14 protein-coding genes are annotated in these 15534 nt (G+C 69.4%); 10 read left to right on the top strand and 4 right to left on the bottom strand.

The window, feature by feature from the left end; translation table 11 throughout:
* Positions 1-207 precede the first annotated feature (207 nt).
* The 6 genes from FJ694_RS15305 to FJ694_RS15280 all read left to right on the top strand — a co-directional run bounded on the left by FJ694_RS15305 (position 208) and on the right by FJ694_RS15280 (position 4974).
* On the top strand, positions 208-1329 hold the full coding sequence (locus tag FJ694_RS15305; RefSeq protein WP_157268113.1) for an aromatic ring-hydroxylating oxygenase subunit alpha: 1122 nt from the start codon (positions 208-210) through the stop codon (positions 1327-1329).
* A 90-nt stretch (positions 1330-1419) separates the two neighbouring features.
* Positions 1420-2031, top strand: a complete 612-nt coding sequence (locus FJ694_RS15300) for a phosphatase PAP2 family protein (protein WP_157268112.1) — start codon at positions 1420-1422, stop codon at positions 2029-2031.
* Positions 2032-2088: 57 nt separating this feature from the next.
* On the top strand, positions 2089-2571 hold the full coding sequence (locus tag FJ694_RS15295; RefSeq protein ID WP_157268111.1) for a hypothetical protein: 483 nt from the start codon (positions 2089-2091) through the stop codon (positions 2569-2571).
* A gap of 100 nt (positions 2572-2671) precedes the next feature.
* Positions 2672-3535: a DMT family transporter gene (locus FJ694_RS15290; protein WP_157268110.1), complete on the top strand. Its 864-nt coding sequence runs from the start codon at positions 2672-2674 to the stop codon at positions 3533-3535.
* Positions 3536-3577: 42 nt separating this feature from the next.
* Positions 3578-4450, top strand: a complete 873-nt coding sequence (locus FJ694_RS15285) for a sulfurtransferase (RefSeq protein WP_157268109.1) — start codon at positions 3578-3580, stop codon at positions 4448-4450.
* Positions 4451-4539: 89 nt separating this feature from the next.
* Positions 4540-4974: a universal stress protein gene (locus FJ694_RS15280; RefSeq protein ID WP_157268108.1), complete on the top strand. Its 435-nt coding sequence runs from the start codon at positions 4540-4542 to the stop codon at positions 4972-4974.
* Positions 4975-5249: 275 nt separating this feature from the next.
* Here the strand turns inward: FJ694_RS15280 and FJ694_RS15275 are convergent, their stop codons facing one another.
* Entirely contained in the window at positions 5250-6029 is a 780-nt protein-coding gene (locus tag FJ694_RS15275; RefSeq protein ID WP_157268107.1) for a ZIP family metal transporter, read from the bottom strand.
* 298 nt (positions 6030-6327) lie between these two features.
* Positions 6328-9078: a DNA polymerase I gene (gene polA, locus FJ694_RS15270; RefSeq protein ID WP_157268106.1), complete on the bottom strand. Its 2751-nt coding sequence runs from the start codon at positions 9076-9078 to the stop codon at positions 6328-6330.
* 77 nt (positions 9079-9155) lie between these two features.
* Here polA and FJ694_RS15265 point away from each other — a divergent pair, with 77 nt between their 5' ends.
* The 4 genes from FJ694_RS15265 (at position 9156) to FJ694_RS15250 (ending at position 11823) form a co-directional block, all read left to right on the top strand.
* The gene (locus tag FJ694_RS15265; protein WP_232540049.1) at positions 9156-9473 is read left to right on the top strand and encodes a DUF2782 domain-containing protein; all 318 of its coding nucleotides are present in this window, start codon (positions 9156-9158) and stop codon (positions 9471-9473) included.
* 7 nt (positions 9474-9480) lie between these two features.
* Positions 9481-10461, top strand: coding sequence for a homoserine kinase (locus tag FJ694_RS15260; RefSeq protein ID WP_157268104.1), 981 nt, complete (start codon positions 9481-9483; stop codon positions 10459-10461).
* The gene (locus tag FJ694_RS15255) at positions 10458-11318 is read left to right on the top strand and encodes a BPSS1780 family membrane protein (RefSeq protein ID WP_157268103.1); all 861 of its coding nucleotides are present in this window, start codon (positions 10458-10460) and stop codon (positions 11316-11318) included. The genes FJ694_RS15260 and FJ694_RS15255 overlap by 4 nt, the downstream gene beginning before the upstream one ends.
* A gap of 292 nt (positions 11319-11610) precedes the next feature.
* Positions 11611-11823: a hypothetical protein gene (locus tag FJ694_RS15250; protein ID WP_157268102.1), complete on the top strand. Its 213-nt coding sequence runs from the start codon at positions 11611-11613 to the stop codon at positions 11821-11823.
* A gap of 98 nt (positions 11824-11921) precedes the next feature.
* Here FJ694_RS15250 and FJ694_RS15245 read toward each other — a convergent pair whose 3' ends face one another.
* The gene (locus tag FJ694_RS15245; RefSeq protein ID WP_157268101.1) at positions 11922-12776 is read right to left on the bottom strand and encodes a PEP-CTERM sorting domain-containing protein; all 855 of its coding nucleotides are present in this window, start codon (positions 12774-12776) and stop codon (positions 11922-11924) included.
* A gap of 326 nt (positions 12777-13102) precedes the next feature.
* Complete coding sequence (locus FJ694_RS15240) at positions 13103-15478, bottom strand: UvrD-helicase domain-containing protein (RefSeq protein WP_157268100.1); 2376 nt, start codon at positions 15476-15478, stop codon at positions 13103-13105.
* Between the last annotated feature and the right edge of the window lie 56 nt (positions 15479-15534).

The following is a 15534-nucleotide window of genomic DNA, read 5'->3' as shown; positions in this document are numbered from 1 at the left end:
GTCGCGAGAGCCAGCGCAAGCGCACCGGCCCGCATCGGGGCAAACGGACTGCCGAGTTTCGTGAAGGACTTTGCACCCCCTGGGCCCCCCCTCCCCCCCCCTGGCTACAATCCGCCCCTTGCCTTCCGCCCGGAAGGCATATTTCCATCCCACTCACAAGCCGTGAACTGGGCGGGTTGACATTGGTTTTTGGAGATCCTGGGGATCATGTCCGACCTGAGCATCAGCCTTGAAGCTCTTGAGCGCAGCCGCTCACAACTGTCCGTTTCCACCTACTTCGACGAGGCGTTGTTCCGCAATGAACAGCGATTGATCTTCCAGCCTGGCCCGCGCTACCTCGGGCACGAGCTGGCGGTGCCGGAGGTGGGCGACTTTTATGCGCTGCCGCAGGAAGGCGAAGGCCGGGCCCTGGTGCGCACGCCCAAGGGGCTGGAGCTGATCTCCAACGTCTGCCGCCACCGCCAGGCCGTGATGCTGCGCGGGCGCGGCAACACGAAGCAGTCGGTGGTGTGCCCGCTGCACCGCTGGACCTACGACCTGCACGGCCAGCTGCTGGGCGCGCCGCACTTCGCGAGCGACCCCTGCCTGAACCTCAACAACTACAAGGTCCGCACCTGGAACGGCCTGGTGTTCGAGGACAACGGCCGCGACATCGCCGCCGACCTCGCCGGCATGGGCCCGCGCGCGGCGCTGGACTTCAGCGGCTACGTGCTCGACAAGGTCCAGGTCCACGAGTGCAACTACAACTGGAAGACCTTCATCGAGGTCTACCTGGAGGACTACCACGTAGGGCCCTTCCACCCGGGCCTCAGCGGCTTCGTCACCTGCGACGACCTGCGCTGGGAATTCGCCCGCGAGTACTCGGTGCAGACCGTCGGCGTCAACGGCGCCCTGGGCAAGCCGGGTTCGGACGTCTACAGGAAGTGGCACGACCAGGTGCTGCAGTTCGGCCAGGGCCGCACGCCGCGCCAGGGCGCGATCTGGCTGACCTACTACCCGAACATCATGGTCGAGTGGTATCCGAACGTGCTGGTCGTCTCCACGCTGTTCCCGCAGGGCGTGCACAAGACGCTCAACCTTGTCGAGTTCTACTACCCCGAGGAGATCGCCGCCTTCGAGCGCGAATTCGTCGAGGCGCAGCAGGCCGCCTACATGGAGACCTGCATCGAGGACGACGAGATCGGCGAGCGCATGGACGCCGGCCGCCTGGCGCTGCTCAAGCGCGGCGACGACGAGGTCGGCCCCTACCAGAGCCCGATGGAAGACGGCATGCAGCACTTCCACGAGTGGTACCGCCGCGTCATGGGCGAGGCGCTCACCGCCCGGTGACACGCCCATGCACGAGCGCGTGACCGCGCGCGACACGGCCGGTGCGGCGCAAGCCGCCCGGCCTTTTTCGTTTCAGAAGGTGTACCGCTGATGGCCGCGCGCTGGCTGCTGCTGTTCCTGCCGCTGGCCGCGGCGGCGCTGCTGCTGTGGGCCGCGCCGCGCCTGGGCGGCTGGCGGCGCTGGCAGGCGCTGGAGCGGCGCGTGGCCGCCGTCGTCGCCGCGCGCTGCCGGCATCCGCGCGTGGTGGCGGCGGCGCAGGACATCTCCGCGCTGGGCTCGGCGACGCTGGTGGCGCTGCTGGGCCTGGTGGCCGCGCCGGCACTGTGGGCCGCCGGCGGCACCGATGCCGCGCTGGCCCTGGCGCTGGCCACCGCACTGCCCGGGCCGCTGGGCCGCTGGCTCAAGCACCGCACCGACCTGGTGCGGCCCGCGGCGGCGGTGAACAGCATCACCTTCGGCAGCTCGTTTCCGAGCAACCACACCCTCATGGCCAGCGCCTGGTGGCTCACGGCCGCGGCCATCACCGCGCCGCTGCTGCCCACCGACGCGCTGCGCACCGGCGCCTGGATGCTGGGCGTGCTGCTGCCGCTGGCCGTGGGCGCGGCGCGCGTGGCGCTGGGTGCGCACCACGTGGCCGACGTGGTGGCCGGCTGGCTCCTTGGTTTCGGGCTGGCGGCAGCCCTTTCGGTGCCCACCGTTTGAGGGTCTGGCACACCGCTTGCCTGGGCTGAGAATCCCCCTTTGGGAGGTACCTCACCCATGCAGGCGCTGTGCAACACGGTTCGCGACGATCACCAGACGATCCGCATCTACCTCGACAAGATCAACGGCCTCCGGCGCGAGCGCCCGATGCTGCGTTGTGCCGCGCTGCGCGAGCTGCTGGCCTTCGTGGCGGCGCGCGACGCGGCGCTGGCGGAGGTGCTGCCGCTGGCCGGCGCGCCCGAGCATGCCGCGCTGGCGCTGCAGGCGCGACGACGGGCCTGCCGCCACGCCCTGTTCCAGGGCCTGCGCATGGAGCCCGACAGCGCCGCCTGGTGGAGCTTCTTCGCCGACGGCCGGCGCCGCCTGCTTGCCGGCATGCGCTGGGAAGAGATGCTGCTGCGGCGCATGCCCCCGCCGCGCGACCCCGAGGCGCTGCTCGACGCCTACGTCGACCGCCGCGAGCGGCTGCTGCCCCATGCCCGCGCCCAGCTGCAGCGGCTGCAGGCGCGTCCGCAGGACGAGCTGCCGCTGGCCGCCTGACGCCTGACGCTTTCCCCTTCACCGCTTCACCGCTTCCTGCAGTTCCCGCACGCGGCCGCCTCCGGGCGGCCGCCGCATTTGCGGCGCCGACAATCGCGCGATGTCCGCGCCGCTGTTGATCCTTTGCGCCTCGCTGCTCTTTGCCACCATGGGGCTGTGCATCAAGCTGGCCTCGGCGCAGTACGCCACGCCCGAGATCGTGTTCTACCGGGGCCTGGTCGGCGCGGTCTTCATCGCCGTGCTGGCGCCGCTGCGCGGCGGCACGCTGCGCACGCGGCTGGTGCGCCAGCACGGCCAGCGCAGCCTCACCGGCGTGTGCGCGCTGACGCTGTGGTTCCACTCCCTGGCCGGGCTGCCGCTGGCCACGGCCATGACGCTGAACTACATGTCCTCGGTGTGGATGGCGGCCTTCCTGGTGGGCGCGGCGCTGCTGGGCCGCGGGCAGCGCGTGGACGCGCGGCTGGTGGCGGCCGTGCTGGCCGGCTTCGCCGGCGTGGTGCTGGTGCTGCGCCCGACCTTCAACCCGGACCAGCTCGGCTACGGCCTGGCCGGGCTGGCCTCGGGTCTGCTCGCCGCCTCGGCCTACCTGCAGGTGCAGGCGCTGGGCCAGGCCGGCGAGCCCGAGTACCGCATCGTCTTCTACTTCTCGCTGGGCGGCATGGCCGCCGGGGCGCTGGGCATGGCCTTCACGGGCATGCATGCGCACAGCGGGCGCGGCCTGGCGCTGCTGCTGGCCATCGGCGTGCTGGCCACGCTGGGCCAGATGCTCATGACGCGCGCCTACGCCATCGGCCGCACGCTCAGCAATGCCAGCCTGCAGTACAGCGGCATCGTGTTCTCCTTTGCGCTGGGCGCGCTGGTGTTCGGCGACCCGCTCACGCTGGGCGCGCTGGCGGGCATCGGGCTGATCGTCGCGGCGGGCCTGGCCGCCACCTGGCTGCGCAGCCGCGGCGTGGGGGCCTGACACGCCCACAATCGCAGTCCCCGCGACCCATTCACTCCCGCCATGCCCTACCGCACCCTGATCACCGTGGCCGAGCTGCAGGCGCTGCAGCGCGAAGGCGCCCCGCTGCTGCTGCTGGACTGCGGCTTCGACCTGGCCGACCCCGATGTCGGCGCGCGCGCCTACGCCGAGGGCCACCTGCCCGGCGCGCACTACCTGCACCTGGAGCGCGACCTCAGCGCCCCGGCCGCGCGCGACGCCGACGGCCGCTTCCCCGGCCGGCACCCGCTGCCCGCGCGCGAGGCGGCCGCGGCGCTGATGGCCTCGCTCGGCCTGCGCCCGGGCGTGCAGGCGGTGGCCTACGACGCGCAGGGCGGCATGTACGCCGCGCGTGCCTGGTGGCTGCTGCGCTGGCTGGGCCACGACGCGGTGGCGGTGCTCGACGGCGGGCGCCAGGCCTGGGTCGAGGCCGGCGGCGCGCTCGACACCGGCGCGCCCGCACGCGAGGCCGCCGCGCCCGCCTACGCCGCGGCGCCGTCCCCGGCCGCCACCATGCCCACGCTGCAGGCCGATGCGTTGCTCGCGCAACTGGGCCGGCTGCGCGTGCTGGACGCCCGCGCCCCCGAGCGCTACCGCGGCGACGTGGAGCCGCTCGACGCCGTGGCCGGCCACATCCCCGGCGCGCTGAACCGCTTCTTCAAGCTCAACCTGCGGCCCGACGGCCGCTTCAAGGCGCCCGATGAACTGCGCGCCGAGCTCGCGCCGCTGCTCGCCGGCACCGAAGCGGCCGCGGTGGTGCAGCAGTGCGGCTCGGGCGTGACGGCCTGTCACAACGTGCTGGCCTTCGAGCACGCCGGGCTGGGAACCACGGTGCTCTACCCCGGCTCATGGAGCGAGTGGTGCGCCGACCCATCCCGCCCCGTGGCGCGGGCTTGACGCGGCTCAAGACGCAACCCGTCGCCGGCGCGACACTCCTTACACCGCCCTTGCGGGCGCATTCACAAACCCGGCAGAAGGAGTTCCTCATGTACCAGCGCATCCTCGTCCCCACCGACGGTTCCGAGATCACCGCCAAGGCCGCGCGCCAGGCGATCGACCTGGCCAAGCTGTGCGGCGCGGAACTCGTCACCCTGAGCGCCAAGGAGCCCTTCCCCTACGGCGCCATCTCCGAGATGCAGCCCACGCCGCCGCAGGAGTTCTTCGACGCGCAGGAGCGCATCGCCAGCCAGCGCGTGCAGAGCGTGCTGCAGGCCGCGGCCGCCTCCGGCGTGCCGTGCAAGGCGCTCACCGTCGAGGCGCTGCACCCCTGGGAAGCCATCTGCGACCAGGCGAAGGAGCAGGGTTGCGACCTCATCGTCATGGCCTCTCACGGCCGCCGCGGCGTGGCCGCGCTGCTGCTGGGCAGCGAGACGCAGAAGGTGCTCACGCACGCCAGCATCCCGGTGCTGGTGGTGCGGTGATCGTGGACAGGGAGTAGTCGCCGGACGCCTCCTTTCCCGTTCGCCCTGAGGTATCGAAGGGCGAATCCGGGAGGCTGACATGCAGCCCGGAAACCGCTGACTGTCCGAACCGTTCGGACTGATGCTTCGATACCTCAGCACAGGGTGCGCTACGCGCATCGAAGGCCGAATCCGACAGGCTCTGACGCCCGCACACCGTGCGGGCCGTTCATCCTTCGATACCTCAGGACGAACGGAAAACAGACCGACTCGACTCGTGAAGTTGGGAAGTTGTGTCAGTGATGCAGCGCCCGCGTCGCCACCAGCACCACGCCCAGCCCCGCCGCCAGCCAGCCCAGCTGCGCCAGCGTGTCGCGCAGGCCCAGCCGGCGCTGCAGCTGCGGCAGCAGGTCCGCCACCGCGACGTAGATGAAACTGCTGGAAGCCACCACCAGCAGGTACGGGAACAGCGGCTTCCACGGCTCGACCACCAGGTAGCCCACCACGCCGCCCACCACCGCGGCCAGCCCCGACAGCGCGTTGTAGGCGAGCGCGCGCCGGCGCGAGAAGCCGGCGTTGAGCAGCACGATGTAGTCGCCCACCTCCTGCGGGATCTCGTGCACGATCACCGCCAGCGCCGTGGCGATGCCCAGCGAGGTGTCCGCCAGGAAGGCCGCGGCGATGATGATGCCGTCGCAAAAGTTGTGGATGCTGTCGCCCAGCAGCACGCTCCAGCCGCCCTTGCCGGCCTGCTCCGCGTCGAAGCCGTGATGGTGGTGGTGGTGCGGGTCGTCCCCTTCGTGGTGGTGGCCGTGGCGGTAGAGCTCGGCCTTCTCCAGCAGAAAGAAGAACAGCAACCCGCCCAGCAGTGTCAGGAACAGCCCGTGCGCGTCGTCCGAGTCCTCGAAGGCCTCGGGCAGCACGTTGAGCAGCGCCGTGCCCAGCAGCACGCCGGCCGACAGGCTCACCAGGTTCTTGACCAGCCGTCCCAGCACCGACAGCGTGAGCTGCGCGGCGATCAGCACCGAAAGCAGCCCGCCCAGCAGCGTGGCGGCGACGATGTACGCAAGGGTCATGGAAGGAAGCGGACGGCCGCGCCGGGACGGGGCCTGCGAAGGGGGAGCGCCGCGCCGCGGTGAAGGGCGCGGCGGGCAAGGGGCGCGCATCTTAGCAACGCCCCGCGCACAGAAATTCCGTTCGGGCTGAGCCTGTCGAAGCCCCGCTGCGCGCGGCATACGGAACCGACTCGTTCGCCGGAAGTGCCTTTCCCCGTTCGCCCTGAGCCTGTCGAAGGGCAGGCGCACGGAACGCCACCAGGGGCTTCGACAGGCTCAGCCCGAACGGGTTCTTTTCAGTGCCTCCAATGAACGGGGCTCAATGCGCCTCGTCCCAGTTGCGCCCCACCCCGACCTCGGCCAGCAGCGGCACCTTCAGCTCGGCCACGCCGGCCATGAGCTTCGGGACTTCCACCTTCACCCAGTCCAGCTCGGCCTCGGGCACCTCGAACACCAGTTCGTCGTGCACCTGCAGCACGATGCGCGTGAGCTTGCCTTGCTCGTCGAGCGCGCGCTGCACCGCCAGCATCGCCAGCTTGATCAGGTCCGCCGCCGTGCCCTGCATCGGCGCATTGACGGCCTGGCGCTCGGCCTCGGCGCGGCGCGGTCCGCTGCCGCCGCGGATCTCGGGCAGGTACAGCCGCCGCCCGAACACCGTCTCCACGTAGCCCTGTTCCGCGGCCCGCGCGCGCGTCTCGTCCATGTAGCGCTTCACGCCGGGATAGCGCGCGAAGTAGCGCTCGATGTAGGTGCGCGCCGCCTTGGTCTCGATGCCCAGGCGCCGTGCCAGCCCGAACTCGCCCATGCCGTAGATGAGCCCGAAGTTGATGGTCTTGGCATAGCGGCGCTGCTCGCTGTTCACGTCCGCCGCGGCCACGCCGAAGACTTCCGCCGCGGTGGCCCGGTGCACGTCGTCGCCGCTGGTGAAGGCGCCGAGCAGCCCTTCGTCGCCGCTGATGTGGGCCATGATGCGCAGCTCGATCTGCGAGTAGTCGGCGCTGGCGATCACGCAGCCTTCGGGCGCGATGAAGGCCTCGCGCACGCGCCGGCCTTCGGGCGTGCGGATGGGGATGTTCTGCAGGTTGGGCTCGTTGCTCGACAGCCGCCCCGTCACCGCCACCGCCTGCGCGTAGGTGGTGTGCACCCGGCCCGTGTCCGGGTTCACCATCTGCGGCAATTTATCTGTGTAAGTGCTCTTGAGCTTCGAGAGGCCGCGGTGCTCCAGCAGCCGCGCCGGCAGCGGATGGTCCAGCGCCAGCTTCTCCAGCACCTCCTCGTCGGTGGACGGCGCGCCGCTGGCCGTCTTCTTCACCGGGTTGAGCCCCAGCTTGTTGAACAGGATCTCGCCCAGCTGCTTCGGGCTGCCCAGGTTGAAGGGCTGGCCCGCGAGCGTGTGCACCTCCTGCTCCAGCGCCAGCAGCCGCTGCCCGATCTCGTGGCTCTGCTTCGCCAGCACGGCGGCGTCGATCAGCACCCCCGTGCGCTCCATGCGCGCCAGCAGCGCGGAGACGGGCATCTCGATCTCGCGGTACACGCGCAGCAGCCCGGCGTCGGCCTCCACGCGCGGCCACAGCGTGCGGTGCACCTGCACGCACATCTCGGCGTCCTCGCAGGCGTATTCGCTCGCGCGCTCGATGTCCACCTGCGCGAACGGGATCTTGTTCGCCCCCTTCCCGCACAGGTCCTCGTAGCTCAGGCCGCGGCGGTTCAGGTGCCGGTCCGCCAGGCTCTCCAGCGAGTGCGGCTTGTGGGCTTCGAGCACGTAGCTTTCCAGCAGCGTGTCGTGCACGTAGCCGCGCACGGTGACGCCGGCGTTCTCGAACACGTGCAGGTCGTACTTGGCGTGCTGGCCGAGCTTCGGCTTGCCTTCGTCCTCCAGCCAGGGCCGCAGCTTCTCCAGCACGGTTTCCAGCGGCAGCTGCTCGGGCGCGCCGGCGTAGTCGTGGCGCAGCGGCACGTAGCAGGCCTCGCCCGGCTCGACCGACAGCGACAGCCCCACGATGCGCGCCCGCAGCGAGTCGAGCGAGTCGGTCTCGGTGTCCAGCGCGGTCAGCGGCGCGGCGTCGATCTTTTCGATCCAGCGCTCCAGCGCCTCCAGGGTGAGCACCGTCTCGTAGCGCTTTTCCACCGGCGTGCTGGCCGTCTCCATCAGCGTGACCAGGTCGCCTTCCGCATCGGCGCGGCCGGCCATGGCGATCTGCTCCTCCAGCTCGCGCTTGAGCGTCTTGAAGCCGTAGCGCGTGTAGAAGGCCAACAAGTCGTCGCGCTGCACCGGGCGCTGCGCCAGCGCATCGATCGCCGGCCAGCCCGGGACGTGTTTCGCCAGGTCGCAGTCGCAGCGCACGGTGACGAGCTGCCGGCCCGTGGGCAGCCAGTCCAGCGCCTTGCGCAGGTTCTCGCCGGCCACGCCCTTGATCTTGTCGGCCGCGGCGATCACGCCGTCGAGCGAGCCGTGCTCGGCGATCCACTTGGCGGCGGTCTTCGGGCCGACCTTCTCGACGCCGGGAATGTTGTCCGAGGTGTCGCCCACCAGCGTCAGGTAATCGACGATGCGCTCCGGCGGCACGCCGAATTTCGCCTGCACGCCGGCCTCGTCGAGCCACTCGTTCTTCATCGTGTCGATGAGTTTTATCTGCGGCGTGACCAGCTGCGCCAGGTCCTTGTCGCCGGTGGAGACGACCACCTCGTGCCCGGCTTCGGCGGCGGTGCGCGCGAGGGTGCCGATCACGTCGTCGGCCTCCACGCCCTCGACCTGCAGCACCGGCCAGCCCAGCAGCTTGACCACCTCGTGGATCGGCTCGATCTGCTCGGCCAGCGCCTCGGGCATGGGCGCGCGCTGCGCCTTGTAGTCGGCGTACATGTCGTCGCGGAAGGTGCGGCCCGGGGCGTCGAAGACGCACACCGCGTGCGCCGCGGGCACCTGCTCGCGCAGCCTTTGCATCATGGCCACCATGCCGTGCAGCGCGCCGGTGGGCACGCCGCCGGGGCCGCGCAGGTCGGGCAGCGCGTGGTAGGCGCGGTACAGGTAGCTGGAGCCGTCCACCAGCAGGAGGGTCTTGTTCTCGCTCATCCGGCGGATTGTCAATCAGGCCGCATGCCGTTCACGGCGGCCCGGAGTCGCAAGGCCGCGCTCCTACAATGCCTCACATGAATGCCCTCCTCCGCCCTGCCGTGGCGCTGGCCGCGCTGAGCGCGGTGCTGCCGCTGGCCGCCCAGACCGACCCCGCCCCGACGCAGCGCCAGCCCGTGCCCGAACCCAAGGTCCAGCAGATCGTGATCCAGGACGAGGGCAACCGCATCGAGGAGCTGCGCGTGCGCGGCCAGACCCAGCGCATCCACGTGCAGCCGCGCAACGGCGCGGCCTACGAGGTGATCCCGGACAGCGGCGCCACCGACATCGGCTCCGATCCCAGCAGCCGCCGCGGCGCCGCCGGGCGCCGGGTGTGGAACGTCTTCAATTTCTGACCCAGCGATGGCCGTCTTCACCGAAGTGAGCCTGGACGAGGCTTCCGCCTTCGTCGCCACGCTGGACGTGGGCACCGTCACCGCGCTGCGCGGCATCGGCGCCGGCATCGAGAACACCAACTACTTCGTCAGCACCACGCAGGGCGAATGGGTGCTGACGCTGTTCGAGCGCCTGACCTTCGAGCAGCTGCCCTTCTACCTGCACCTGATGCGCCACCTGGCGCAGCGCGGCATCCCCGTGCCCGAGCCGCGCTCCGACGACAACGACCAGATCCTGCACCAGCTCAAGGGCAAGCCCGCGGCGCTGGTCAACAAGCTCGCCGGCGGCCACCAGCTCGCGCCCGACCAGCACCACTGCGAGCAGGTCGGCGAGATGCTGGCGCGCATGCACCTGGCCGGCGCCGACTTCCCGCTGATGCAGCCCAACCTGCGCGGCCTGCCCTGGTGGCGCGAGACGGTGCCCGTCGTGCTGCCCTTCCTGACCGCCGAGCAGCGCGAGCTCATCACCGGGGAGCTGGCCTTCCAGGAGACGCTGGCCGCGTCCGCCGCGTTCCAGGAGCTGCCGCGCGGCCCGGTGCATGCCGACCTGTTCCGCGACAACGTCATGTTCGAGGGCCTGCCCGGGCGCGAGCGCCTGACCGGCTTCTTCGACTTCTACTTCGCCGGGGTCGATACCTTCCTGTTCGACATCGCGGTGTGCCTGAACGACTGGTGCATCGACCTCGACAGCGGCCGCGGCGTGGACGAGCGCGCGGCGGCCTTCGTGGCGGCGTACGAGCGCGTGCGCCCCTTGAGCGGCGCCGAGCGCCGGCTGCTGCCCGCGCTGCTGCGCGCGGGGGCGCTGCGCTTCTGGATCTCGCGGCTGTGGGACCTGCACCTGCCGCGCGACGCCAGCATGCTCAAGCCGCACGACCCCCTGCATTTCGAGCGCGTGCTGCGCGCGCGAGTCGCCACGCCGTGGCATCCCCAGGAAGAACGCGACGCATGACGATCCCGCTGCCCCCGCCGCCCCTGCAGCTGCAGAGCCTGCCGCCGCGCCAGGGCGTGGCCTGGGTGCGGCGCGGCTTCGCGCTGTTCCTGCGCCGGCCCATGGGCTTCACGCTGCTGTTCGTGTCGTTCCTGTTCGTGGCGCTGTTCGTGATGTCGCTGCCGGTGCTGGGGCCCATCGTGGTGATGATGGCGCTGCCGCTGCTGTCGCTGGCCTTCATGGTGTCCACGCGCGGCGCCTTGGGCGGCAAGCCGGTGCACCCGGGGCAGTACGTGGAGCTGATGCAGGGCCGGCAGAAGTCGCGCCGCAAGTCGCTGCTGATGCTGTGCGCGGTGTACGGGGTGGCGACGGCGCTGATCGCCGCCTTCAGCGACTGGGTGGATGGCGGCCGCTTCGAGCAGCTGCACCTGGAGATGATGACCGAGGGCGGCGACCCGGCGCTGCTGATGAAGGACGCGCGGCTGCAGTTCGGCCTGGTGCTGCGCACGGTGCTGACCACGCTGCTGGCGCTGCCCTTCTGGCACGCGCCGGCCCTGGTGTGGTGGGGCGAGCAGGGCGCGGCGCAATCGCTGTTCAGCAGCTGGATCGCCTGCTGGCGCAACCGCGGCGCGCTGGTGGTCTACGGGCTGACCTGGATCGCGCTGGTGATGGGTTTCACGCTGGTGCTGGGCACGCTGTTCGCGCTGCTGGGCGCGCGCGAGCTGGCCGGCGTGGCGGCGCTGCCGGCGGGGCTGATGTTCAGCTGCGCCTTCTACGTCTCGCTCTACTTCACCTTCAGCGACAGCTTTGGCTGGAGCGAGCCGGCGACGAGCGACGAGGCGCCGAAGGACCAGGCGCCGACCAACGGGGCGGCATGAGCTTGGCCTCGGCGGCGAAGTGGCGCCGCACGGCGGCACGGTAGTCGTCGGCCTCTTCCTGCTCGACGGGCTGCTTCGTCGCCGCCGGCGGCGCCGGCGGCAGTCCCAGGGCCAGCCGGGAGGCGGCCAGGAATTTTTCGCTCAGGTGGGGCATGTCAGGGATTCCGGTAGGGCGGGCTGCGCTTCGGCAGCGATGCCGCGCAGTGTCGGAGCCCGCCATGACGGGCACATGTCACGGCCGTGAAGCTTTGGTGAAACCCGCGTGCAACCACGCGCCTTGAGAATCGACGCCATGAAATACCAACGCCCGCTCCTCCTGGCTGCGCTGACGGCGCTGCTGCTCTCGACGCTGTCCGGCTGCGCCGTGGTCACGGTGGCCGGGGCTGCGGCGGGGGCGGCGATTTCCGTGACCGGGGCTGTCGTGAGCACCGGGATATCGGTCACCGGGAAGGTGATTGAGAAGACGGTGGATGTGGTGGCGGGGGGAGAGGAAGAAAAACCCTGAAAACCGATCAGGATGCCCACTTTGGTTGCAGCAGGCTTCCCAGCCAAATTTTGGAGATCCGGCAGCCCCGAACGTCCTGCCTGAGCCCAGGCGAGTCTTTATTTCTTCGCTGGTGAATTTCGATTCCTGCTCACCCACCCCATCCCGGACAAACCCATAATGAACATCAGGTACGCAGCCGGCTCGGGAACCACGTTCACATACTCTATACCTCGAATATCAGCATAACTGCCGGCGCTGACTTGAGACAATGCGCCAGTCTCGAGGTCGATCTTGTACAACGCTTCGCGCGCACCATAAAGCGCACCATCCGGCGCGAATGTCAAACCCTGTATATCCAGGGCGCTGCCACCGATTCCCGGATTTACATCCGTGATGTCCCCAGTCAAGGGATTCACGGTGACAAGCCCCTGCCCCACGCCGACCGGACCGACGTCCCAGCCGTACAAAATACCTGACGGCGTGAATGCCAGCCCTTGAAGGCTACTGGGCGGACCACCGTTGGAGCCAATGAGCGTAACGGCACCCGAGAGAATATCGATTGAGACCAGCTGACTGGGGTCCTCTCCGAACTCATTCCCTGCCCGGATGCCGTAGAGCACGTTGTCCCTGGAAAAGGAAAGTGCCCGGATGTCGTCGAGCACTTCGGAGACTGGCGTTATTTTGCCGTTGCGGGGATTGATCTTGACCAGGCCCGTGAAGGCATACGAATCAAATTGCCCGATGGAATAGAGGTTGCCAGCGGCATCCTGCGCCAGTGAGTTCATTCGACTGACCGGCGACTCATAAACAGCCTTGACGGCACCTGTTTTCTCGTCAATTCTCAGCAATCCTCCGATAGGCGACGAAAACCAGGAGACACCGATAATATCCGCCTGCGCCGACACTGAGGCAAGCATTGATGCCGCGGCAAATACCAACGATCCTGCCTTGACGCGAGGAAAATCAACCATGCCAATCTCCATCAAGAGTTACACCAAACACATTCGGCAAAACTCAAGATAGGCGACATATTGCCGTAATCAACCATGGATTCGCGGGGTGGCAAGAAACAATACATGTCAGCCGCATCCAGCACACTCAAAATTCAGCACTGCGCAACCCGCAACAATTCGCCTATTCATGACAAATTGAGATGACTGCAAACCGGAATTTCTTTTGAGCATGAAATGCAACGGCTCTCGCAAGCGTCGCGCAGCTTGGCAAAAAGCTTGTCAATTCCTGCGCGAACACAGCGGAACTGGCTGCCAAGTCCCGCGGCTGGCAGCCTCATTTCTGCTCAATCAATCGGCGTCAATTTCGCCACCGACAACGCCAGCCATTTCCGCCCATGCCGCCCGAAATTCACCTCGGCGCGGGTGTCTTCCCCGGTGCCTTCGAGCGTCACCACGACGCCTTCACCGAACTTGTTGTGGAACACCGCCTTGCCCACCGTCAGCCCGTGTGACGGCACGGCCTTCGGAATCAGCGGTTTCGGCGCCGGCTCCTTGCGCGCCTGGGATTGGAACGGGGAAGAAGCCGCCTGCTGCCACGCCTGCCGCGGCGTGAAGCTGGTGGCGCTCTGGAAGCCGGTGCGCGGCGTGATCCATTTCAGCGCGCCCTCCGGCAGCTCGTCGAAGAAGCGGCTCTTGACGTTGTAGCGGGTCTGCCCGTGCAGCAGCCGCGTCTGGCTGAAGCTCAGGTACAGGCGTTTCCGGGCGCGTGTGATGGCCACGTACATCAGCCGCCGCTCCTCCTCCAGCCCGTCGGCGTCGGAGAGCGAGTTCTCGTGCGGAAACAGCCCCTCCTCCAGCCCGGTGATGAACACCGCATCGAACTCCAGGCCCTTGGCCGAGTGCACGGTCATGAGCTGGATGGCGTCGGAGCCGGCGTTGGCCTGGTTGTCGCCCGCCTCCAGCGAGGCGTGCGTCAGGAACGCGGAGAGCGGGCTGACGATCTCACCCGTCTCGGCGTCGGGAATCAACTCGGCCGGCCCGGCGGGCGGCTCGCCCTCGGGGCGCAGCTCGTCCAGCGGCAGCGCCACGGCCTCCTTGCCGAAGCCCTCCTGCGTCACGAAGGCCTCGGCGGCGTTGACGAGTTCCTCCAGGTTCTCGATGCGGTCCTGCCCGTCCTTCTCGGCGCGGTAGAAGTCCAGCAGCCCGCTGGCCTGCAGCATGCGGCCGATGATCTCGCGCAGCGTCAGCCCCCGGGTCTCCTCGCGCAGCCGCAGGATCAGGTTGTTGAACGCCGCCAGGTTGGCCCCGGCCCGGCCCGTGACCGCGCCCACGCTCTGGTGCAGGCTGCGGCCGCTGGCGCGCGCGGCGTCGGTGAGCTGCTCGATGCTGCGCGCGCCGATGCCCCGGGTCGGGAAGTTCACGACGCGCAGGAAGCTGGTGTCGTCGTGCGGGTTCTCGACCAGCCGCAGGTAGGCCAGCGCGTGCTTGACCTCCGCGCGCTCGAAGAAGCGCAGGCCGCCATAGACGCGGTACGGGATGCCGGCGTTGAACAGCCCGCTTTCCAGCACCCGGCTCTGCGCGTTGGAGCGGTAGAGGATGGCGATCTCGCTGCGCGGCAGCCCGCCGCGGTGCAGCAGCTGCGCCTCCTCGATCAGCCACTGCGCCTCGGCGTAGTCGCTCACGCTCTCGTGCACCCGCACCGGCTCGCCCGGGCCGGCCTCGGTGCGCAGGTTCTTGCCCAGGCGGCGGCTGTTGCGCGCGATCAGGCCGTTGGCGGCGTCGAGGATGTTCCCGTAGCTGCGGTAGTTGTGCTCCAGCTTCACCACGCGCCGCACGCGGTACTCGCGCTCGAAGTCGGCCATGTTGCCCACGCGCGCGCCGCGGAAGCCGTAGATCGACTGGTCGTCGTCGCCCACGGCGAACACGCCCTGCCCGCCCCCCGGCGGCGCCAGCATCTTCAGCCACGCGTACTGCAGCCGGTTGGTGTCCTGGAACTCGTCCACCAGCAGGTGGCGGAAGCGGTGCCGGTAGTGCGCGGCCAGCGCCTCGTTGTCGCGCAGCAGCTCGTAGCTGCGCAGCATCAGCTCGGCGAAATCGACCACGCCCTCGCGCTGGCACTGGTCTTCATAGGCGGCGTAGATGGCCACGAGCTGGCGCGTGTGCGGGTCCAGCGCTTCCACGTTGCCCGGCCGCTTGCCGTCTTCCTTGCAGGCGGCGATGAACCAGCTCACCTGCTTCGGCACGAAGCGCTCCTCGTCGAGCTTCATGGTCTTGATGACGCGCTTGACGGCAGAGACGGAGTCGGCCGAGTCCAGGATCTGGAAGCCCTGCGGCAGCCCGGCCTGCTTCCAGTGCGCGCGCAGCAGCCGGTTGCACAGGCCGTGGAAGGTGCCGATCCACATGCCGCGCACGCTCACGGGCAGCAGCGCGGTGAGGCGGGCCATCATTTCCTTGGCCGCCTTGTTGGTGAAGGTTACGGCCAGGATGCCGCCGGGCGAGACCTGCCCGGTCTGCAGCAGCCAGGCGATGCGCGTGGTCAGCACGCGGGTCTTGCCCGAGCCGGCGCCGGCCAGGATCAGCGCCGGCTCCGCCGGCTGCGTCACGGCGGCGAGCTGTTCGGGGTTGAGGTGGCGCAGCAGCGCGTTCGGCACGGCCGGCGTGCCCTCGGCGGCAGTGGCAGCGGCGGCGGCTTGTTCGGAAGTGATCGACGGGGAACCCATGGGGCATTTTAAGGAGCCCACCTCACCCCAAGGGGGGGTTGCGTCCGGGCATTGCG

Source organism: Azohydromonas aeria, from assembly GCF_009760915.1.
GTDB lineage: Bacteria > Pseudomonadota > Gammaproteobacteria > Burkholderiales > Burkholderiaceae_C > Azohydromonas > Azohydromonas aeria.
Note: the sequence above shows the minus strand (reverse complement) of the source record. Positions and strands in the feature narration are given on the sequence as shown.